We start from the raw sequence: 21,812 nt of genomic DNA on the forward strand, positions 1-21,812 counted from the left end.
TTGATCAATCGAAATTATTTTCATTGATTTAATGGTAGAAATTACTCGAAGTTTATTTGAGAAATATTTGTCAGAAAATTGATGAGCCAAGATTGGTACCCTTTAAAGGTACTACTGATTTTAAACTGAAGAGTTTGATCATGGCTCAGATTGAACGCTGGCGGCAGGCTTAACACATGCAAGTCGAGCGGGAATAGGTAGCTTGCTACTGATTTCTAGCGGCGGACGGGTGAGTAATGCTTAGGAATCTGCCTATTAGTGGGGGACAACAGTTGGAAACGGCTGCTAATACCGCATACGCCCTACGGGGGAAAGCAGGGGATCTTCGGACCTTGCGCTAATAGATGAGCCTAAGTCAGATTAGCTAGTTGGTGGGGTAAAGGCCTACCAAGGCGACGATCTGTAGCGGGTCTGAGAGGATGATCCGCCACACTGGGACTGAGACACGGCCCAGACTCCTACGGGAGGCAGCAGTGGGGAATATTGGACAATGGGGGGAACCCTGATCCAGCCATGCCGCGTGTGTGAAGAAGGCCTTTTGGTTGTAAAGCACTTTAAGCGAGGAGGAGGAGCTCTAGATTAATACTCTAGATGCTTGGACGTTACTCGCAGAATAAGCACCGGCTAACTCTGTGCCAGCAGCCGCGGTAATACAGAGGGTGCGAGCGTTAATCGGATTTACTGGGCGTAAAGCGTACGTAGGCGGCTTTTTAAGTCGGATGTGAAATCCCTGAGCTTAACTTAGGAATTGCATTCGATACTGGGAAGCTAGAGTATGGGAGAGGATGGTAGAATTCCAGGTGTAGCGGTGAAATGCGTAGAGATCTGGAGGAATACCGATGGCGAAGGCAGCCATCTGGCCTAATACTGACGCTGAGGTACGAAAGCATGGGGAGCAAACAGGATTAGATACCCTGGTAGTCCATGCCGTAAACGATGTCTACTAGCCGTTGGGGCCTTTGAGGCTTTAGTGGCGCAGCTAACGCGATAAGTAGACCGCCTGGGGAGTACGGTCGCAAGACTAAAACTCAAATGAATTGACGGGGGCCCGCACAAGCGGTGGAGCATGTGGTTTAATTCGATGCAACGCGAAGAACCTTACCTGGTCTTGACATAGTAAGAACTTTCCAGAGATGGATTGGTGCCTTCGGGAGCTTACATACAGGTGCTGCATGGCTGTCGTCAGCTCGTGTCGTGAGATGTTGGGTTAAGTCCCGCAACGAGCGCAACCCTTTTCCTTATTTGCCAGCACTTCGGGTGGGAACTTTAAGGATACTGCCAGTGACAAACTGGAGGAAGGCGGGGACGACGTCAAGTCATCATGGCCCTTACGACCAGGGCTACACACGTGCTACAATGGTCGGTACAAAGGGTTGCTACCTCGCGAGAGGATGCTAATCTCAAAAAGCCGATCGTAGTCCGGATCGCAGTCTGCAACTCGACTGCGTGAAGTCGGAATCGCTAGTAATCGCGGATCAGAATGCCGCGGTGAATACGTTCCCGGGCCTTGTACACACCGCCCGTCACACCATGGGAGTTTGTTGCACCAGAAGTAGGTAGTCTAACCGCAAGGAGGACGCTTACCACGGTGTGGCCGACGACTGGGGTGAAGTCGTAACAAGGTAGCCGTAGGGGAACCTGCGGCTGGATCACCTCCTTAACGAAAGATTGACGATTGGTAAGAATCCACAACAAGTTGTTCTTCATGAAGATGTATCTGAGGGTCTGTAGCTCAGTTGGTTAGAGCACACGCTTGATAAGCGTGGGGTCACAAGTTCAAGTCTTGTCAGACCCACCAAATCTGATTACCTAAGCAATTAGTACAGAACACAGAGACATCGAATCTATATGATAAGCTGGGGACTTAGCTTAGTTGGTAGAGCGCCTGCTTTGCACGCAGGAGGTCAGGAGTTCGACTCTCCTAGTCTCCACCATACATTAAGATAAGTTGCTAGATTATAGAATTTAGTAAAAGAGATCGAAGATCTTGTTTATTAAGTTCTGTGATTTATCACAGCGTCTAGACCTGACGAAGGCTAGATTAATCATTAACAGAATATATTTGAGTTGAAATAATTTGTTCATGCTCATTCAATCGAAAGAAAGAATGAGTACTAGCGAAATTAACTGAATCAAGCGTTTTGGTATATGAATCTAATTGAAGCTGTACGGTGCTTAAATGCACAAGACGCCAACTGTATGAGCAAGTCGTAAGACAAGCTCTGTTGCTAACCTAACTTGTAAGGGTTAACGACTGTTTGGGGTTGTATAGTCAAGTAATTAAGTGCATGTGGTGGATGCCTTGGCAGTCAGAGGCGATGAAAGACGTAATAGCCTGCGATAAGCTCCGGGGAGGCGGCAAATATCCTGTGATCCGGAGATTTCTGAATGGGGAAACCCACTTACCATAAGGTAGGTATCATAAACTGAATACATAGGTTTATGAGGCGAACGAGGGGAAGTGAAACATCTCAGTACCCTTAGGAAAAGAAATCAATTGAGATTCCCTCAGTAGCGGCGAGCGAACGGGGAACAGCCCATTAAGTCATATAAGTTCTAGTGGAATGCTCTGGGAAGTGCAACCATAGTGGGTGATAGTCCTGTACACGAAAGGGCTTATATGATGATGTCGAGTAGGGCGAGGCACGTGAAACCTTGTCTGAATATGGGGGGACCATCCTCCAAGGCTAAATACTCCTGACTGACCGATAGTGAACCAGTACCGTGAGGGAAAGGCGAAAAGAACCCCTGTGAGGGGAGTGAAATAGATCCTGAAACCGCATGCATACAAGCAGTGGGAGCCGACTTGTTCGGTGACTGCGTACCTTTTGTATAATGGGTCAGCGACTTATATTCAGTAGCGAGGTTAACCGTATAGGGGAGCCGTAGAGAAATCGAGTCTTAATAGGGCGTTTAGTTGCTGGGTATAGACCCGAAACCGGGTGATCTATCCATGAGCAGGTTGAAGGTTGGGTAACACTAACTGGAGGACCGAACCCACTGTCGTTGAAAAGCCAGGGGATGACTTGTGGATAGGGGTGAAAGGCTAATCAAACTCGGTGATAGCTGGTTCTCCCCGAAAGCTATTTAGGTAGCGCCTCGGACGAATACCATTGGGGGTAGAGCACTGTTTCGGCTAGGGGGTCATCCCGACTTACCAAACCGATGCAAACTCCGAATACCAATGAGTACTATCCGGGAGACAGACTGCGGGTGCTAACGTCCGTAGTCAAGAGGAAAACAATCCAGACCGCCAGCTAAGGCCCCAAAATTATAGTTAAGTGGGAAACGATGTGGGAAGGCATAGACAGCTAGGAGGTTGGCTTAGAAGCAGCCACCCTTTAAAGAAAGCGTAATAGCTCACTAGTCGAGTCGGCCTGCGCGGAAGATGTAACGGGGCTAAAACTATATGCCGAAGCTGCGGATTTGCAATTTATTGCAAGTGGTAGGGGAGCGTTCTGTAAGCCGATGAAGGTGTGTTGAGAAGCATGCTGGAGGTATCAGAAGTGCGAATGCTGACGTGAGTAACGACAATGCGAGTGAAAAACTCGCACGCTGAAAGACCAAGGGTTCCAGTCCAACGTTAATCGGGGCTGGGTGAGTCGACCCCTAAGGCGAGGCCGAGAGGCGTAGTCGATGGGAAATTGGTTAATATTCCAATACTTCAGTGTAATGCGATGAGAGGACGGAGAAGGTTAAGTCAGCCTGGCGTTGGTTGTCCAGGTGGAAGGAAGTAGGCATGCATCTTAGGCAAATCCGGGGTGCTCTATGCTGAGATCTGATAGCAAGCTAGTTTACTAGCGAAGTGGCTGATACCATACTTCCAGGAAAAGTCTCTAAGCTTCAGTTACACTGGAATCGTACCCGAAACCGACACAGGTGGTCAGGTCGAGTAGACCAAAGCGCTTGAGAGAACTCTGCTGAAGGAACTAGGCAAAATGGTACCGTAACTTCGGGAGAAGGTACGCTGTTGACGGTGATGGAACTTGCTTCCTGAGCTATTGACAGCCACAGAAACCAGGCCCCTGCAACTGTTTATTAAAAACATAGCACTCTGCAAACACGAAAGTGGACGTATAGGGTGTGATGCCTGCCCGGTGCTGGAAGGTTAATTGATGGGGTTAGCGTAAGCGAAGCTCTTGATCGAAGCCCCAGTAAACGGCGGCCGTAACTATAACGGTCCTAAGGTAGCGAAATTCCTTGTCGGGTAAGTTCCGACCTGCACGAATGGCATAATGATGGGGGCGCTGTCTCCAGCAGAGACTCAGTGAAATCGAATTCGCCGTGAAGATGCGGTGTACCCGCGGCTAGACGGAAAGACCCCGTGAACCTTTACTGCAGCTTGACATTGAACTTTGATCTTACTTGTGTAGGATAGGTGGGAGGCTTTGAAACCGAGACGCTAGTTTCGGTGGAGCCAATCTTGAAATACCACCCTGGTAATATTGAGGTTCTAACTCTGCTCCATAATCTGGAGCGAGGACCATGTCTGGTGGGTAGTTTGACTGGGGCGGTCTCCTCCTAAAGAGTAACGGAGGAGTACGAAGGTGCGCTCAGCGTGGTCGGAAATCACGCGTAGAGTATAAAGGCAAAAGCGCGCTTAACTGCGAGACCCACAAGTCGAGCAGGTACGAAAGTAGGTCTTAGTGATCCGGTGGTTCTGTATGGAAGGGCCATCGCTCAACGGATAAAAGGTACTCTGGGGATAACAGGCTGATACCGCCCAAGAGTTCATATCGACGGCGGTGTTTGGCACCTCGATGTCGGCTCATCTCATCCTGGGGCTGAAGCAGGTCCCAAGGGTATGGCTGTTCGCCATTTAAAGAGGTACGCGAGCTGGGTTTAGAACGTCGTGAGACAGTTCGGTCCCTATCTACCGTGGGCGTTGGAAATTTGAGAGGATCTGCTCCTAGTACGAGAGGACCAGAGTGGACGAACCTCTGGTGTACCGGTTGTGACGCCAGTCGCATCGCCGGGTAGCTATGTTCGGAAGGGATAACCGCTGAAAGCATCTAAGCGGGAAGCCTACCTCAAGATAAGATTTCCCTAGGAATTTATTCCTCTAAAGAGCCGTTGAAGACTACGACGTTGATAGGTTGGATGTGGAAGCATAGTGATATGTGAAGCTGACCAATACTAATTGCTCGTGAGGCTTGACTATACAACACCCAAACAGTTGTTGTATAAAGCTGAAATCGATTCAAAACCAAACAGTCAACACTGACTGATCTTGATTCAGAATACGCTAGAACTTATACTTTAACTCAAATAATCTGTTAATGAATTCTATTTGGTACGAAGTAAGGCATACATCATTTGATGTAAATAAGACCCGAATAAGTCCATAAACAGTTGTGCTGGCGACAATAGCAAGAGTGAACCACCTGATCCCTTCCCGAACTCAGAAGTGAAACCTCTTAGCGCTGATGGTAGTGTGGGGTTACCCATGTGAGAGTAAGTCATCGCCAGCTCATTAATTCAAAACACCCCCTTAGCTTAATGCCTAAGGGGGTGTTTTTTTATCGGGGTAAAGAAAAAGTAATGAAATTAAATAATAAAAATAATTGGAAAATATTCTATTTAAGTTAAGCTAGGTACAACTATTTATCACTGTATATTTATCTTATGGCTAAAATCTCGCAACAAGCTTCAGCATTGGCTGAACTAATCTTAGAACAGAAGCTTTTATGTGAGGAGTTTGGCTCTGTCTATATTGAAGTTAGTGGTGATGATGTCATTGCTGTCGCAGTTCAAACACTAAATAAAGACCCATTAGTTGGTATCCGTAAACAGCCTACAACTGACGAAAATGTGAGTTGGTATATTTATGGTGGTGAGCTAGAAGAGGGTATTGATAATTTTGAAACGATGACGGTTCGCGAATTACAAGATATTGCTCCTGACGTTCTTCCATATTTAGCTTTAGATGTAGGCTTTCGTTTTATGATTGATGGTGATGATTATGAGGATGTATGGAAAGAAGGTGACGAGGCATAATATATGAAACTTTATAGTAAGTTTCTTATAATCATATTGAGTTGTTTTGCATCGTTAACGTATGCAGAACAACTGGCGCAAGTTAAATATGATGCTTTGCTCAGTCAATACATGAAAATTATTCAAGATACAAAAGTGGTTTTAGATTCAGATGATACACAAGCAACTTTCTCTGAACAAAATAAAGCATTTTGCGAGCGTATTATTGCCTATCAAAATATTAAAAGGATATCGGAAGATAATAGACAATTAGAAAATGCTTCAACAATGCTATTAGCTGCAAATTATTACTTAGAGCGCCAAAGTAAAAGTTTGGAGCTTGATGGGTTTGCTAGGAATTCATTTTGCAAGACAAAATAGCCTAAGTCGTTTGAAGCTTTGCTAAAAAATCAAATTTTTATTTATAGAACCGAATTTAAAATAAAAGATTTAAGTTTTAGCTTAGATCTTTTATTTTGCATTAATCATTAATTTGTTAAAGATATCATATAGTTTTTAATAATTTGATTTGCTACAAATTCGAGTTGTGGCGCAAACTTTCGATTATCTTCTCTTAGTTTTTTAATATTGATCTCCCTTTGCTTTAATTCACAAGTATGTCCAATGAGCCATTTTTCCATACTATCTCTTGATGCTTCAATATGAAATTGTAAGGCAAGGATGTGTCTGTTTATAGAAAAAGCTTGATGTGGATATACCTCAGTACCTGCAAGTAACTGAGCATTCACTGGTAGATCAAAAGTATCACTATGCCAATGAAGAACTTCAATATTTTGTAATGGTGCAAGAGGGTTATTAATTTCATTGTTTAATTGAAGTTTAGACCATCCAATTTCTATTTGACTACCTGTATAAACTTTGGAATTTAAAGCAGCTGCGATAAGTTGAGCACCTAAACAGATTCCAATAGTCGGTAGATTTTTTTCCAAACGAACTTTTAGTAAGTCTATTTCATTTTGAAGGAATGGATAATCTGAAACATCATTTACACCAATAGGACCACCTAAAATAATGGTTAAACCTTGATGTTCGAAAGCTTTATTTAAATTTTCAACTCCAGCTTCAAAATAACGTACACGAAAACCAAGTTGATAAAAAGTATCTTCAAGTGAACCTAGGTCTTCAAAAGCTACGTGTTGAATGACGTAGATTGTATCTGGGAAATTTGACATAAATTTAATTTTATTGAATGGTAGAAAAGGCGTTATTTATTATATTTTAAAAACAGATTCCTAATGTATTAAATCATTTTATTTTAAAGATGTAGATTGAGAAAGGAATCACTTGCAGGTATGAAGCCTGCAAGTGAAGATCTAAAGTTAATTAAAATCAGAAGAAACCAGCAGGTTTTGTTGAATAACTTACGAGTAAGTTTTTAGTTTGCTGATAATGATCTAGCATCATTTTATGATTTTCACGACCAATTCCTGATTTTTTATAACCACCAAATGCGGCATGGGCAGGGTACATGTGATAACAGTTTGTCCATACACGTCCAGCTTGAATAGCACGACCAGCACGATATGATGTATGGGCCGAACGAGACCAAACACCGGCACCTAGACCATAAATGGTGTCATTGGCAATTTTGATTGCCTCGTCAAAGTCTTTAAAGGTTGTAACAGCAAGTACAGGTCCAAAAATTTCTTCTTGGAAAGTACGCATATTATTTGTACCTTTGAAAATTGTTGGTTCAATATAAAAGCCTTCACCGACTTCATGACGTGCTTCACCGCCAGTAAGAACTTGTGCACCTTCTGCACGACCAGTTGCAATACATCCTAAGATTTTGTCTTGCTGTTCTTGAGATGCCTGTGCACCAATCATCGTCGTTGTATCTAAAGGATGACCTGTTTTAATGCGTTTAACGCGCTCAATGGCTTTTTCAAGGAATTGATCTGCAATGCTTTCCTGCACTAAAGCACGTGATGGGCATGTGCAAATTTCACCTTGGTTTAAGGCAAACATCGCAAACCCTTCTAATGCTTTATCAAGATAATCATCATCACGATCCATGATGTCTTCAAAGAATAAGTTTGGAGATTTACCACCTAACTCTAAAGTGACTGGAATGATATTCTCTGTTGCATATTGCATAATGAGTTGTCCAACAGCGGTTGAACCTGTAAATGCAATTTTTGCAATACGTGGATTGGTGGCTAATGGGCGACCTACTTCAGCACCATAACCATTCACAATATTGAGAACGCCAGGTGGTAAAATATCTTGAATAAGTTCAGCAAGAACTAAAATACTAACAGGTGTTTGCTCAGCAGGTTTTAGAACAATACAGTTACCTGCAGCAAGTGCTGGTGCAAGTTTCCAAGCGGCCATTAGAATAGGGAAATTCCAAGGAATAATTTGTCCTACAACACCTAAAGGTTCATGGAAATGATATGCGATGGTATCTTCATCAATCTCTGAGATTCCACCTTCTTGAGCACGAATACAACCTGCAAAATATCTGAAGTGGTCAATACATAGTGGAATGTCAGCAGCTAAAGTTTCACGAATAGGCTTACCGTTATCCCATGTTTCGGCAACAGCAAGGAGTTCTAAGTTTTCTTCTAAACGATCTGCAATTTTTAATAAAATATTAGAGCGTGTTGTCGGGGAAGATGCATTCCATTTAGCTTTAGCTTCATGTGCTGCATCTAAAGCGAGTTCAATATCCTCTACAGAAGAGCGAGGAGCTTTGGTGAATACCTGTCCATTTACGGGAGAAATGTTGTCAAAGTATTGTCCTTTTACAGGAGCTACCCATTTTCCACCAATAAAGTTTTCATACTGAGATTTAAATTGTACTTTTGAACCGTCTGTATTTGGATCTGCATAGCGCATAACAATTTCCTTTTTGTTTATCGATGAACTATCGAAGTTATGAATAGATTTTTTCCATATTTATTAAGATTAGAATGAAAAAGGTTGGAAAAAGGTTGGATTCACACTAAGCTAAAATATATAGACATTTAAATTTTGTCTATGCCGATTAGATGAAACTTATATTTAATTATATTGACGAAATGTCACAATAAAAGAGAAGACAAAGCGCAAAAACTATAGTTAATTATAGGAATGGAAGTCGTTCAATAATACAAATAATAAAAATAGAACGTAAATAATGACTGTCTATATAAAAGGAACATGTAGATGATGGAAATTCAGAGTTTGATAAAAAAGAGACAAGAAATTGAACGGTTAAGACAAGGTAGTACGTTGTCATTAGAACATGCAAGTCAGCTTGAACAAAGTATCATTAGCTCTTGGCATCGTTCCGAATCAGCATTAATTCCTTCTGACCGCACAGCAGCGCCATTAGTGAACCAGGTCTCTAATCATCATGTGAAAAAGGCACCATCTGCCAAGTTAAAAAGTGCACTTCGGATTTGTGAGGATGAACTTAAACATGTTGCAGATCAATCTTCTATGGTACTTGCTGTTGGGGATATCGGAAGTACGATTATTTGGAGTGCTGCAAGTAAGCAAATGCAATCTGCTGCAGAACAGGTACATTTTGTAGAAGGTGGTCAATGGCGAGAAGACTTAGTCGGTACGAATGCTTTAGCTTTAACCTTAAAAACTCAAAAGTCGAGTTGTGTTTTTTCCAATGAACACTATATGGAGTCTATACAAGATTGGGTTTGTTACGCTGCACCCGTGGTCGATCCATCTACTCAAAAAATATTAGGTGTTATTGATTTATCTACGGTATGGGAAAAGCATAATAGTCTAGGTTTGCTTGCTGCGGAGCGTTGTGCATCTATTATTCAGCATGCCTTATTGGATTTAGGACAGCAAAATATTTATATACGTGGTTTTTCATCTCCCCAAATTTTAGTGAATGGTCGGGTGATGGTTTTAACTCCTAGGCAGATTGAAATTATCTGTATTTTAGCATTATGTCCTACGGGCTTAAATTTAGAACAATTACATCAGGCATTGTATGGCGAAAGAAAAATTAGTATGGGTACATTAAAGGCGGAAATGTCACAAATTAAAGATTTATTTGGTGAGCTTGTTATTTCACGCCCATATCGAATACAAGCGAATATTGATGCCGATTTTCTACAAATCGAAAATGCCTTAGATGCTGGATATTTAGAAGAAGCATTAAAACAATTTAGCGGAACTTTTTTAGCAAAAACAGAAAGTCCATTTTTGTGTACATGGCGTGATTGTATTGAATCACGTTTGAGCGAAGCAATTTTCAAAGCACAAAACACAGATATTTTGCTTAAACATTTGGCGCATTATCCTGAGGCTGTGGATGCTTTGGAGCGTTTAATTGAACTTGTACCAAATGATCATCCTGTACATCAAAAAATACTAAAATATCAAAACTAAGTTTTAAAACTATATGTAAATTTGAAATATATTAGTTATAAATCAAATATTTGTAGCTTAGGGGATTTTCACATTAAGCCATTTGAATAATTGTGTATAAACATTTTTACGTACAGGTTGTGTAGATAAAACTAAATCATGCAGACCATTTTTAATTTCACATAATTGTACATTGCCGTGAAAGCGCGATGCCCATTTTTCAATATCTTTTACGTTTAATATTATGTCACTATTTTGAGCATCAATATTCCATTGTTTAGGATGTTTACTTTGATTTGAATACATAACTAATGTTGGAATACTCAAATAAATACCATCATGAATTTGCTTTTGAGCTTCATAAATTGCATGGACAAAGCCTAAATATACACAAGGATAATTTTCCTTTTTCCACTCTAGATTAAAATTCCATTCACCATACATACTGATGTGTAAACTTGGAACATACAAAGAGTTTAGGCCACTTGGAAATTTTATATTTGGAAATACTTTACCCATTTTAGCAAGAATGGGGATTCCAATATTTTTTTCTAAATTTGATTTATTAAGGTCATAAAAAGGGCTATTTACCCAAAGTGCTTTAATTAACGGATGATAAGGATGTTTAGTGGCATATAAGGTTGTGATTAATCCACCAGTAGAGTGTCCTGCTAATAAAACATTTTGATTGCTTTCAGAAGCAATAATGTCTAAAGCTTTGGTAATTTCTTCATTATATTCTGACAGGTTTTTCACATCATAAAATTGCTGATGAGATAAATGTGAACGACCATATTTGCGTAAATCGAGAGCGTAGAAGTTGAAGCCTTGTTCATTAAATTTTTCAGCCATTTCTTTTTGAAAGAAATAATCGATAAATCCATGAATATAGAGAACTGCTTTCTTACATGGTTTATTCGTTAATTTACGAACTAACGTGGCAATGACTTTGCCATCATTGTCATCAGCGCAATTAATATCGGTACATTCATAGCTTTTACCAAGAATATCTGGACGATATTGAATATTTTGTTTTGTTGGTTTTGGCATTACATTCCTTTGTAAAAATACCTGAATTTCACAATGAATATCGATGAGTCTATTAAAGTTGTCAATTGGGGATTGGTATTTGTAGGAAAAAACCTTACAGTGGAAATATAAAAGCGTCCCTAAAAGGACAATCAATGAAAATAAAAAAAGATGTCTATTCTTCGATTATTCGAAAAGATTTTGCTCAACAAATTATGAGAATTTCTAAATCAATGGAAAGCATTTTTGTTGATCAGATGAGCATTATTGGACATTATGACGCACAGTATATATTTAAAATAGATCAGTCGAATAATCATATATACATATTGAATCGTTTGTTTTGTTTGGATTTTTCAAATCCACATAAAAAGCAAATGCTTCAGGTAAGTAGTGATATTGAAAATTTACAATACTCTGAAATTATTCAATTTATTTATCAGCATTTGATGTTTTATAGTACAGAAATAGAGAGTCAAAATTCGATCTTACTGCGTGAAACTGCTGAAAATTTTAGAAAGTTATTAAGTCGTCAGCTTTATATTTGGGTGGGAGCAGAGCAAAGAGTACATGTATGGTTGGAAAACTTAACTCAAGTTCAGGCTGAAATTATTGATCATTTAATGATTAAGGAAGGAATATTTCAACGAAAAATACTGTCAAAACAAAGACAATATCCTGTGAAAATTCCTACAGAAATTACTCATTTATTTGTTGATTTATTTCGCTTAGATTTGGTTTTAGGTGATGATTTTTTTAATGTACAAAGTTTAATCCATAGTTTTCAAGAGTTGAGCTTGAGTACACAACAATTTATGCCAACAGCAAGCTATCGTGTGATGCAATTATGTTTTCCAGATTATTTTAATTTAAATGACTATGTGGAAAGTACCGAAAAAATTTGTATGCTTTGGCAACATGCGCAGCAATATTCAAATATCCTAAATTTTGTAAAACATATTCCACAACAGTATTGGACAAAATCAGACTTGTTTGCAAAGCAGCATTTTTATAAAGGAGAAGCGAGTTTTTGGGATGAAAAAATACAAGTTCCTTTGTTTAATTCTAAACAAGAAGTCAATTGGGTTTTTAAACAAGAAGTGAATGTGGTGAACTGGATTGTAGATTCTATGCAGCATACTAGTAGTCGAATTACCATGACGGCTTTAAGCTTTGTTGATTGTAGTCGTTTTCATAACAGTATTATTTTAGCCACGTTGCAGCATTTTCAATTTGTTTCAGCACGAATGTTTATTTTAAGCTGTGCACAATATGCAGAAAAAGAACAATCATTAAATGATTTTGAACATTTAAAACCTTCAGTTTTGTATTTAGATGAATGGTTAAAGGCATTAAACTCGCATGTACAACATCAAGAAAATGCGGTGAAAGTTGTTTATACCAATTTAAGTCGTTTAATGCAGGCTTATATGCAATATTTATTTGATGTTTCTAAGAGCTTACCCCAAGATTTAATGGAATATATTTTGCCTGAAAGGCAACAGGGGCGAAAATTCATTTTTATGCTCAAGCGCCATAACATCACATTAGAACACTTTAGACAGCATTTTTATTTAAGAGATAATCATGTGAAAGAATTGGTTTTCGATTCTTATGTTCGTGACTATTTGGTGTCATATTTGACGAGTCATCACCAAATTAAAAAAAATGTATCTTGGTTTGGTTTATTTGAGAAAGCAATAAGTTGGCATCATCAAGTGCAAAAAGATGAAATGCTAGAAAAGTTAAAACACAAATATTTAGGATCAACATGGGGGAGTTTTACTAAAGAGCATGTAATTGAGTTTAATCATTGGAAATTTGAAGAACTTAAAAATTTAGATCAAATTTTGGCTGAATCTCAGCATTTGAGGCATTGTCTTGCAGAAAGTTACACACCGCAAATTGTACAAGGTGAATATGTGGCATTTCATATGTCATCATTAAATGATAATGAGCATTTAACTTTAGGTTGCCATTTGAAAAATGAGAAATTGTATTTCGATCAATTAGAATATTCGAACAATAAAAAGGCTGAATCATTACAGATTAGCATTGCAAAACAATTTATTGATGAATTAAACCGAAACAAAACGATGAAATAAAATCAAAAGACATGCTTTGTCGTTTATACCGCTTTTCATCTTAACTTTTTAGTCAAAAATCTGTAGGCTATAGCGGTTCGTTTATGGTTATAGGTCTTATGAAACAAGAAACTGCACTGAAGTTATTAAAAGCTGGTGAAAATGTATTTTTAACAGGATCGGCTGGTGCAGGTAAAACCTATACGCTTAATCAATACATCAATTATTTAAAAGCACGCAAAGTAACTGTGGCAATTACAGCGTCTACAGGTATTGCAGCAACCCATATGAATGGTATGACTATTCATACTTGGGCGGGTATTGGGATTAAAGATACGATTTCAGAAGATGAGCTGAAACGTATGAAAGAACGAAAATATTTAAAAGAGCATTTAGAAAATGCCCAAGTGTTAATTATTGATGAAATTTCGATGCTTCATGCAAAGCAGCTGAATTTGGTGAATAAGGTTTTAAAATTCTTTAAAGAAAGCGATGAAGCATTTGGTGGCATTCAAGTGATTGTTGCGGGTGATTTTTTTCAGCTACCACCTGTAGGTCGTAACGATGAACGTAACCGAGATAAATTCTGCTTTATGTCTGAAGCATGGGTAGAGGCAAAATTTCGCGTATGTTATTTGACGGAACAGCATCGTCAAGGAAATGATTATTTAAATGATATTTTAAATGCGATTCGTAGCCAAAGCATTAGTGAAGAACATAAACAAGCTTTAATAAACACGCGGCATCAAAATATTGGTGATACTTTTACACGTTTATATACACATAATATGGATGTAGACACCATTAACTTCAAACACTTAAATGAAATTGAAAATGATGGTCGTCAGTTCGATGCGCAATGTGATGGTAACGACAAACTGATTGAAACGTTGAAATCTTCAGTACGTGCGCCTGAAAATTTAACCTTAAAAAAACATGCCAAAGTGATGTTCGTAAAGAATAATTTCGACATGGGTTATATTAACGGTAGCTTGGGAGAGGTGATTGGTTTTGAAGAAGATGACGAGTATGGCTGTTTACCGAAAGTAAAACTGACGGATGGTACAACTTTAATTGTTGAGCCTGAAACATGGTCGGTAGATAACGATGCGGGTAAAACTATTGCGAGTTTTTCACAAATTCCTTTACGTTTGGCTTGGGCAATTACCATTCATAAATCTCAAGGGATGACCTTAGAAGCTGCTGAAATTAATTTAAGTCATACGTTCGAAAATGGTCAGGGCTATGTTGCGCTGTCTCGTTTAAAAAGTTTAGATGGTTTGCGTTTGCTTGGTTTCAATGAGCAAGCTTTAGAGTTAGATAGTTTAGCCATTAAGGCAGATAGGCGTTTTCAAGAGCTTTCAGATGAAGCAGAAACGCATTACGATACAATTGATTTAACACCTCAGCATAAAGCGTTTATTCGTCATTGTGGTGGTACATTAAATGAAGTTGAAATTGAGCGTAATGAGAAGAAGCTTGCTAAAAGTGGTGGTAAAACCAATTACGCCACAGCAACTTTAGATGAAACGAAAGCATTATTTATTGATGGTTATGAAATTCAAGATATTGCGGTAGAGCGTGGTTTAACGCCTGCAACCATTATTAATCATTTAGGGCGTTTGCATAAAGAACAAGGTTTAGATATTTCTGTGGCAAGCCCAGATGAAGAAGTTGTTGAACAAGTGCGTAAAATTTATAAGCGCTTAATGAAACGTAAAGATTCAAATCATTTTAATGATGATGGTTCTATTAAGTTACGTCCGATTGTAGATTTAACAAGCCCGAAAATGGGTTATGACCAAGTGCGTTTGGCTTTATTATTTGTTGAGTAGCTTGAGCTTCATATCAGTTTCAATTTGGAAACATGAAAATAAATTGTGGAACTTTATTCGAATTGAGAGTAAGGGACATCACGAATGAATTAAAAAGCTCAATTGGTGATGATTGAGCTTTTTAATTTAATATGCAATTTTGATTTAAAATAAAAATAATTAGTGTGGCATGTTTTATTTAAATTTTAGAAAAATAATCATATTAGAAACACAACTTGCTTCTTGAGCATAATTAATGACTTGATCTGAACCTTATAAGAACTTGACTTTAGAAAAGGTCAATGGCAGTTTTTTGATTAAAAATCGTGCATTTGTATTGTTATTGAACTAACATGTTACATATTGTAACCCAATCAGAAGATATGCTTCATGATCAACGTTGAGCAGATGGCGACTATTCTTGATACTTTGCCAGATCCTGCCTTTATTTTGACCCGAAGTGGAAAATATGTTGCCGTATTTGGTGGTCGTGATAAACGCTATTACCATGACGGCTCTAGTCTTATTGGTCAGTATATTTCAGATATGATAAAGCCTGATAAAGCTAACTTATTTCTAGAGCTGATTAGCCAAGCACTAGAGTCTAAAAAATTACTTATAGAAGAATATGAGTTGAGTAATAGGGATGTGAAAGGTTTACCTGAACAGGGTCCTGTAGAACCAATTTGGTTTGAAGTACGCATTCAAGCCTTGAGTTTTTTGGTGGAAGAGGAAGAGGTTGTACTCTGGGTCGCAAGTAATATTTCAAAGCGCCACGACTTGGAAATTAGGCTAACAGAATTAGGTCATACCGATCAGTTAACAGGGCTGTTCAACCGAAGAAAACTAGAGCATGAATTAACACTACATTATGAGTTATATGTGCGGCATTCGGTACAGACTTCTATTTTGATGTTTGATCTTGATAATCTGAAAATAATCAATGACAGTAAAGGTCATCATGCAGGGGATGAAGCGATTCGAGCAGCAGCAGATATATTGCGCTTAACATTTCGAAAAACTGATTGTGCTTGTCGTATAGGTGGTGATGAGTTTGTGGTTATTTTACCAAATACAGGATATGAGCAAGCACTTCAGTTTGCCAAGCGGATACAAGAAAGTACTAGAAAAGAGTTACGTCAGTTTTCAGTAGATGACGAGCTTGTTACAGCGAGTATAGGTATAACTACTATATTACCGGAAGATAGCTCATGTACAGATACAATGAAACGAGCCGATATAGCTCTATATGAAGCTAAGAATAAGGGAAAAGATAGGATTGTTACTGCTTAAGTATGTTGTATTAAATAATGATTAAGGCTGAGAATAGTTTATTTAATATATATTAAATCTTGTGAAATTGGACAGTTTTATACTGAGATGAAATAAGTTTTTTTGGGATTTATTTTTTAGTAGCTAGTGTAGATATAATATTTTAAAAATATAGATTTCATTAAGTTTTAATTTAAAATAAAACATGAATAATGGGTAAAATAGCCTATCTTAGAAATAGGTTTTTAAATTAAGGAAAAGCATAAGTTTTTTGATAAAAATAAAAAAGATAATTTTTTGTTTTAATTAAAACTATTTATAGGTTTATGTTTTTTATTAGATAAACTAATTTATATAAAATTTTAGTTAATTATAATTAAAGTTGGCTACATTATGTAACTTCTGTAATATTTTTTATACAAAATAGCAATAAAAACAACATTAATGCAATATGCATTGAGTGTTAATTAATCAAATATAAGCCTGAATTATGTGAAAAATAATTAATATAGGGTGCTTAAGTATATGAAAAATACAATAAAATTTAATAGTCTAACTATTGCAATATTATTTGTTATTGTTGGCGCTGAAAGTGTGGTTGCTGCACCAACGTATACGAATAATGGAAATCCCAGTACACCAAATGGTTATAAAACATATTGGCCAAACATTAATATAGAAAGTTGTACACTTACAAATATTAAGTATGTGCCTGACAACCAGGCAGCCACTGATCCTGATGGAGGCAACACTACAGGTACATTTAATATAAGTACCAATGCAGGAGGAGTATGTAAATTATCTGCATTTTTTAATCCAATCGATCAATTACAGAATATTGTAGATAGTAATGGTGTAATTACTACAAAGAGAGCAGGTACATGGGACCCTATAAATGGTGCAAATCCATATTATCAACAGCGAAATAATGATGCAGGGAGTAATTATGGACAAATATATTATTTAAATTTACATTCAGGAACAGGAACTTATGATCCGAACAATCCTGGGCAAGTATATGGCTCTGTGGTCAATGCATTAGGTAAATTGGATTTTAGTGTTTTAACATTAAATAATGCAGAGCTTTTTAATAATGGAAAAGAATTAACTGAACTTGTCAATCCTAATTATATTGTATTAAAAACTGACCGCGCTGGTGGATCTGCTTTAAGTGTAGGTGCGGGAACTAAATTTGAGACTGATGAGTTTATTATAGATCCTTCAGACCTTGAAAAAAATATAAAGCAAAGCTTGTATATAGTTCAAACAAGCACTAATGCTAGTGCATTGAATATAAGTGGTAAAGTCGATATCAAAGGTAATCTAGATATTAACAAAGTGTTATCAGAACATAATCCCCCAGAGGAAAAAGATAAGGTTTATACCAGATTACTTGAGATGGGTGGTGGACAGTTAGTTATTGGTGGTGCTTTTAGGACAAGATATGAAGTTCCAGGTTTAGTGAACTCGATTGCAGATGATCGGTGGATAAATAGAGCAGCAGCAGCATCTTGGGATATTAGAAACGGATCAAAGCTTATAGTTGAAAAAGAAGCTATTCTTGAAAATGCTACAGGTGGCAGTGGAATTAGGGCCGGTGAGAGTAGTAATTTACAATTTAACTCTAGTTTAAATGTTACTATGGAACAGCCTAAAGATAATAATAATAATAAACAATATGCATCTGTAGCAATACGAAGTTTTTCAGGGGCTACAATTACTGTTGAAGACAACTTAACGGTGACAGGAGATGAACATGTATTAATTAGGCAGGAAGGTAATGCTGTTTTCAATATTAATGGTAAAACTACATTAGAGAAAAAAACAAAGGGTGACTATATTCAAAATGATAATTCAACTATAAATTTCAATAATAAAGATATTAATTTTATTGTTGGTAGTGGTGATATTGGTCTTGCAAGTAATGGTTTAGTAAACACAAACAATGCTCATGTTTATTTTAATGCAGCAAATACAGTGGTAAATGCAAGTACTTTAGATAATGCAATTGTAAATAGTAATAATGCAACACTTCATTTTGTTACCGATCTCAGTACGGTTAATGGGAATATTAATAATATTAATCGAGGCATTATTACACTACAGAATGGTCAATTAGATACTAAGTTGACTGTAAATGGTAATTATGTTGGTAATAATGGTATTTTGATGATGGATGTAGATTTAGATGATGATAGTTCAAAGAAAGATTTTGTAACTATTAATGGTGATGCATCTGGTACTACTGAATTACAAGTAAATAATCTGAATGGATTGGGTGCTCCTACAAAAAATGGTATTCATATTATCCAAACAAATAATTCAGATAAAGATACATTTTATATAGCAAATAAAGGTTATGTGTCTGCTGGTGCATACGATTATTATTTAGAATATCGAGAAAAAGGTGCATCGAAAAACACTTTACCAGCTTATGATAATTGGTATTTAATGAATTATGATTATAAAGATTATATTTATACACCAGATATTGGCTCTTATCTTGCTACAGAAACAATGGGTAATACGTTGTTCACATCTCGTTTAGAAGATCGTGAAGGTGCAAGTCAATTCCAAAAACTAAATGACAAAGATAAAGGTAATGTTTGGGTGCGTGCTTATGGCGGTCATAATCAATTTAAAACGATGGATAGTCAATTAAAAACAACTGGGAATAGTTTCGTTACACAAATTGGTGCAGGCTTAGTAACTTTAGGAGAAGAAGATCAGTATAATTTAGGAGTTATGGGTGGTTTTGCACATTATGATGGTAAAACACGTTCAAATTTAACAACTCGTGCATCTAAAGCTGAAATTAATGGTTACAGTCTAGGGCTATATGGTACTTGGTATGCACATCCTGTAGAAGAGCGTGGTGCTTATATTGATAGTTGGGTGTTATGGAATAGTTTTAATAATAAAATTGATACTCCAGATCAAAATCGATATAAATATAAATCATCGGGTGTAACTGCTTCCATTGAGGTTGGAGGTGATTACCTGCTTAATGAAGATACTAAACAAAATTGGTGGATTCAACCGCAAACACAATTAATATATCAAGGTGTACATTCGGATAATTTTAAAGATGCTCAAGGTATTGATATCAATCATGGTAAAGATAACTTACAAGCACGTATTGGTGTTAAAACATATTTAAATATCCCAACAAATGGGAGTAAGTTGACAAGTTATCGCCCATATGTTGCTTTAAATTTTATTCATAATACAAATCCATATTCAGTAACAATTAATGATATTCAGTATGTAAATGAAGGATCTGCTAATCAAGGTGAGCTTAAAATTGGATTAGAAGGGCACACAACGAAGAATAGCCAAGTTTGGATAAACACATCGTATATTGCAGGTAGACATAATCACAGAACTTACCAAGGTAATATTGGTTGGAAGTATAACTTCTAAATAATCTTGAAACTGTATCTTCAAATGTAAAAAAGCCCCTAAATAAGGGGCTTTTTTACATCAAACTTTTAGTCTTTCTTTAAATTTTCATTTAATAAAAATTCAACTAAAGCTTTTTGAGCATGTAAGCGGTTTTCAGCTTCATCCCAAACCACAGCATTTTTATGCTCTAGCATGTTTTCAGAAATTTCTTCGCCACAGTGTGCAGGCAAACAATGCATAAATAAACAATCTGGGTGAGCCAAATCCATTAATTTCTCATTCACTTGGAAATCAGCAAACGCTTTTTCGCGAATTTTTTGCTCTTCTTCTTGCCCCATGCTCGCCCAAACGTCAGTTACAATTAGGTCGGCATTTACTGCAGCATCTTCAGCAGAGTCTACTAGTTCTACACAATGTGCAAATTCAGACAAAAATTTCTCTTGAGGTTCATAACCCTTAGGTGCTGCAATTTTTAATTTAAAGCCCCACATGTGCGCAGCTTCAATATATGAATTACACATATTGTTGCCATCACCAATCCACGCCACAGTTTTACCTTCAATAGAACCACGGTGTTCAACAAAAGTTTGAACGTCTGCAAGTAATTGGCAAGGGTGGTGGTCGTCAGTTAAAGCATTAATTACAGGAACTTTCGAGTAAGAAGCAAAGCGTTCTACAATGTCATGACCAAAAGTACGAATCATCACAATATCAAGCATACTTGAAATTACACGTGCAGAATCTTCAATTGGCTCGCCACGACCTAATTGCGTGTCACGAGAAGAAAGGAAAATTGCACTACCACCGAACTGGCTCATACCTGCTTCAAACGAAACGCGTGTACGGGTGCTCGATTTTTCAAAAATCATGCCCATCACTTTACCAACAAAAGGTTGGAAAACTTCGTTATTGTGCTGCTTTCGTTTCAGCTCAATACCGCGTTGGATGATTTGGTTGAGTTCGAGAGTAGATAAATCGCGTAAAGTAAGAAAGTGACGTAGAGCCATGGTTACTCCACAATAATTGCTGAATAAAAACAACAATTAGTTGTTGGTTGGTTAATGAAAAAAGGAGAATCGAACACTCTATACTATAATTATACAAAAAAGCAAAAAAACTAGCCTTTTTGGTGACCGTCTAAGAAGCGATCGACCGCGTAGTTTATGTATTTGAGCGTTTCTTGATCATCTTGTTCTAGTGGAACACCAATAATAATACGCCATTCTAAATTTCGTAAAATTCCAAAGTAAAGCTGTGCGGAATAAAGAGGATTTTCACAATAAAGCAAACCATCTTCATGGGCTTGTTGTAGAACATTCGCGACAATTTGTTGGATTTTTAATGGGCCATTATCGTGAATATAGCGTGCTAATTCAGAGTTGCGTTGTCCTTGTTCCATCACCAATTTCATAAATGATGCATTTTCAGGCTTTTGAATATGCAAATTGAAATTTAAAAGTGTGTTGATTAAATTGGTGCGTAAGTCTGAAGATTCTTGATTATACGAAATACTAATATCTTTAAAAAATTGCATACGACGATAATCGCAAATCGCTTTAAATAATCCATCTTTATTGCCGAAGTATTTATAAATGGAAGCTTTTGAACCACCTGCGTGATTTACAATGTCATCAAGAGAAACAGCATCATAACCACGACTTAAAAATAATTCAGTTGCACTTTCTAAAAGTGAGACACAGCGTTCATGTCCACGTTTTGTTTGTGGTATGTCATGAATAATTGCCTGTGTAAACTGAAAATTATTTTGCATTCGTATCATTGGGAAAAGGAATTTTCTAAATTATACCAAATATTCTATAACGCATGTTTTTTTCAAAGTATTCAAAAAAAATAGTGTGAATAATCATATATCTTTTGACTAAAGTTC

12 protein-coding genes, 2 tRNA genes and 3 rRNA genes are annotated in these 21,812 nt (G+C 37.3%); 12 read left to right on the forward strand and 5 right to left on the reverse strand.

Annotated elements, in window-relative coordinates:
* Window positions 1-122: 122 nt before the first annotated feature.
* The 7 genes from AC5YC8_RS12590 (at window position 123) to AC5YC8_RS12620 (ending at window position 6,357) form a co-directional block, all read left to right on the forward strand.
* Window positions 123-1,660 (forward strand): 16S ribosomal RNA (locus AC5YC8_RS12590).
* A gap of 61 nt (window positions 1,661-1,721) precedes the next feature.
* A tRNA-Ile gene (locus AC5YC8_RS12595) sits at window positions 1,722-1,798 on the forward strand.
* Between the two features lie 60 nt (window positions 1,799-1,858).
* Window positions 1,859-1,934, forward strand: a tRNA-Ala gene (locus AC5YC8_RS12600).
* Between the two features lie 336 nt (window positions 1,935-2,270).
* Window positions 2,271-5,161, forward strand: a 23S ribosomal RNA gene (locus AC5YC8_RS12605).
* Window positions 5,162-5,356: 195 nt separating this feature from the next.
* A 5S ribosomal RNA gene (gene rrf / locus AC5YC8_RS12610) occupies window positions 5,357-5,471 on the forward strand.
* The 16S, 23S and 5S rRNA genes sit together here with 2 tRNA genes alongside, the layout of an rRNA operon.
* A gap of 154 nt (window positions 5,472-5,625) precedes the next feature.
* The gene (locus AC5YC8_RS12615) at window positions 5,626-5,997 is read left to right on the forward strand and encodes an immunity protein Imm33 domain-containing protein (RefSeq protein WP_496164751.1); all 372 of its coding nucleotides are present in this window, start codon (window positions 5,626-5,628) and stop codon (window positions 5,995-5,997) included.
* 3 nt (window positions 5,998-6,000) lie between these two features.
* The gene (locus tag AC5YC8_RS12620; RefSeq protein ID WP_496164752.1) at window positions 6,001-6,357 is read left to right on the forward strand and encodes a hypothetical protein; all 357 of its coding nucleotides are present in this window, start codon (window positions 6,001-6,003) and stop codon (window positions 6,355-6,357) included.
* Window positions 6,358-6,464: 107 nt separating this feature from the next.
* Here AC5YC8_RS12620 and AC5YC8_RS12625 read toward each other — a convergent pair whose 3' ends face one another.
* Both AC5YC8_RS12625 and exaC read right to left on the reverse strand, forming a co-directional pair.
* Window positions 6,465-7,169 (reverse strand): glutamine amidotransferase, encoded by a 705-nt coding sequence (locus AC5YC8_RS12625; RefSeq protein ID WP_496164753.1) that lies wholly within the window; start codon window positions 7,167-7,169, stop codon window positions 6,465-6,467.
* A 157-nt stretch (window positions 7,170-7,326) separates the two neighbouring features.
* Window positions 7,327-8,838, reverse strand: a complete 1,512-nt coding sequence (gene exaC, locus AC5YC8_RS12630; protein WP_496164754.1) for an acetaldehyde dehydrogenase ExaC — start codon at window positions 8,836-8,838, stop codon at window positions 7,327-7,329.
* Window positions 8,839-9,147: 309 nt separating this feature from the next.
* On the opposite strand from exaC, the gene AC5YC8_RS12635 reads away from it, so the two are divergent.
* Complete coding sequence (locus AC5YC8_RS12635) at window positions 9,148-10,341, forward strand: AfsR/SARP family transcriptional regulator (protein ID WP_496119594.1); 1,194 nt, start codon at window positions 9,148-9,150, stop codon at window positions 10,339-10,341.
* 57 nt (window positions 10,342-10,398) lie between these two features.
* Here AC5YC8_RS12635 and AC5YC8_RS12640 read toward each other — a convergent pair whose 3' ends face one another.
* Window positions 10,399-11,370: an alpha/beta hydrolase gene (locus AC5YC8_RS12640; RefSeq protein ID WP_496164755.1), complete on the reverse strand. Its 972-nt coding sequence runs from the start codon at window positions 11,368-11,370 to the stop codon at window positions 10,399-10,401.
* A gap of 134 nt (window positions 11,371-11,504) precedes the next feature.
* Between AC5YC8_RS12640 and AC5YC8_RS12645 the strand changes: the two genes are divergently transcribed.
* The 4 genes from AC5YC8_RS12645 to AC5YC8_RS12660 all read left to right on the forward strand — a co-directional run bounded on the left by AC5YC8_RS12645 (window position 11,505) and on the right by AC5YC8_RS12660 (window position 19,942).
* On the forward strand, window positions 11,505-13,454 hold the full coding sequence (locus tag AC5YC8_RS12645; protein ID WP_496164756.1) for a hypothetical protein: 1,950 nt from the start codon (window positions 11,505-11,507) through the stop codon (window positions 13,452-13,454).
* Between the two features lie 98 nt (window positions 13,455-13,552).
* Window positions 13,553-15,268: an AAA family ATPase gene (locus AC5YC8_RS12650; RefSeq protein WP_496164757.1), complete on the forward strand. Its 1,716-nt coding sequence runs from the start codon at window positions 13,553-13,555 to the stop codon at window positions 15,266-15,268.
* Window positions 15,269-15,637: 369 nt separating this feature from the next.
* On the forward strand, window positions 15,638-16,540 hold the full coding sequence (locus AC5YC8_RS12655; RefSeq protein ID WP_496164758.1) for a sensor domain-containing diguanylate cyclase: 903 nt from the start codon (window positions 15,638-15,640) through the stop codon (window positions 16,538-16,540).
* Between the two features lie 504 nt (window positions 16,541-17,044).
* Window positions 17,045-19,942, forward strand: a complete 2,898-nt coding sequence (locus tag AC5YC8_RS12660; RefSeq protein WP_496164759.1) for an autotransporter family protein — start codon at window positions 17,045-17,047, stop codon at window positions 19,940-19,942.
* 68 nt (window positions 19,943-20,010) lie between these two features.
* Here the strand turns inward: AC5YC8_RS12660 and argF are convergent, their stop codons facing one another.
* Window positions 20,011-20,931: an ornithine carbamoyltransferase gene (gene argF / locus AC5YC8_RS12665; RefSeq protein WP_496164760.1), complete on the reverse strand. Its 921-nt coding sequence runs from the start codon at window positions 20,929-20,931 to the stop codon at window positions 20,011-20,013.
* Between the two features lie 110 nt (window positions 20,932-21,041).
* Window positions 21,042-21,695 (reverse strand): TetR/AcrR family transcriptional regulator, encoded by a 654-nt coding sequence (locus AC5YC8_RS12670; protein ID WP_496164761.1) that lies wholly within the window; start codon window positions 21,693-21,695, stop codon window positions 21,042-21,044.
* Window positions 21,696-21,812 lie beyond the last annotated feature (117 nt).

This window comes from Acinetobacter sp. FY731 (genome assembly GCF_059515905.1).

Bases quoted from the DNA above. Each gene is read 5' to 3' on its own strand.
- AC5YC8_RS12645 (WP_496164756.1), top strand. From the start codon at position 11,505: ATGAAAATAAAAAAAGATGTCTATTCTTCGATTATTCGAAAAGATTTT.
- AC5YC8_RS12655 (WP_496164758.1), top strand. From the start codon at position 15,638: ATGATCAACGTTGAGCAGATGGCGACTATTCTTGATACTTTGCCAGAT.
- AC5YC8_RS12620 (WP_496164752.1), top strand. From the start codon at position 6,001: ATGAAACTTTATAGTAAGTTTCTTATAATCATATTGAGTTGTTTTGCA.
- AC5YC8_RS12625 (WP_496164753.1), bottom strand. From the start codon at position 7,169: ATGTCAAATTTCCCAGATACAATCTACGTCATTCAACACGTAGCTTTT.
- argF (WP_496164760.1), bottom strand. From the start codon at position 20,931: ATGGCTCTACGTCACTTTCTTACTTTACGCGATTTATCTACTCTCGAA.
- AC5YC8_RS12635 (WP_496119594.1), top strand. From the start codon at position 9,148: ATGATGGAAATTCAGAGTTTGATAAAAAAGAGACAAGAAATTGAACGG.
- exaC (WP_496164754.1), bottom strand. From the start codon at position 8,838: ATGCGCTATGCAGATCCAAATACAGACGGTTCAAAAGTACAATTTAAA.
- AC5YC8_RS12660 (WP_496164759.1), top strand. From the start codon at position 17,045: ATGAAAAATACAATAAAATTTAATAGTCTAACTATTGCAATATTATTT.
- AC5YC8_RS12650 (WP_496164757.1), top strand. From the start codon at position 13,553: ATGAAACAAGAAACTGCACTGAAGTTATTAAAAGCTGGTGAAAATGTA.
- AC5YC8_RS12615 (WP_496164751.1), top strand. From the start codon at position 5,626: ATGGCTAAAATCTCGCAACAAGCTTCAGCATTGGCTGAACTAATCTTA.
- AC5YC8_RS12640 (WP_496164755.1), bottom strand. From the start codon at position 11,370: ATGCCAAAACCAACAAAACAAAATATTCAATATCGTCCAGATATTCTT.
- AC5YC8_RS12670 (WP_496164761.1), bottom strand. From the start codon at position 21,695: ATGCAAAATAATTTTCAGTTTACACAGGCAATTATTCATGACATACCA.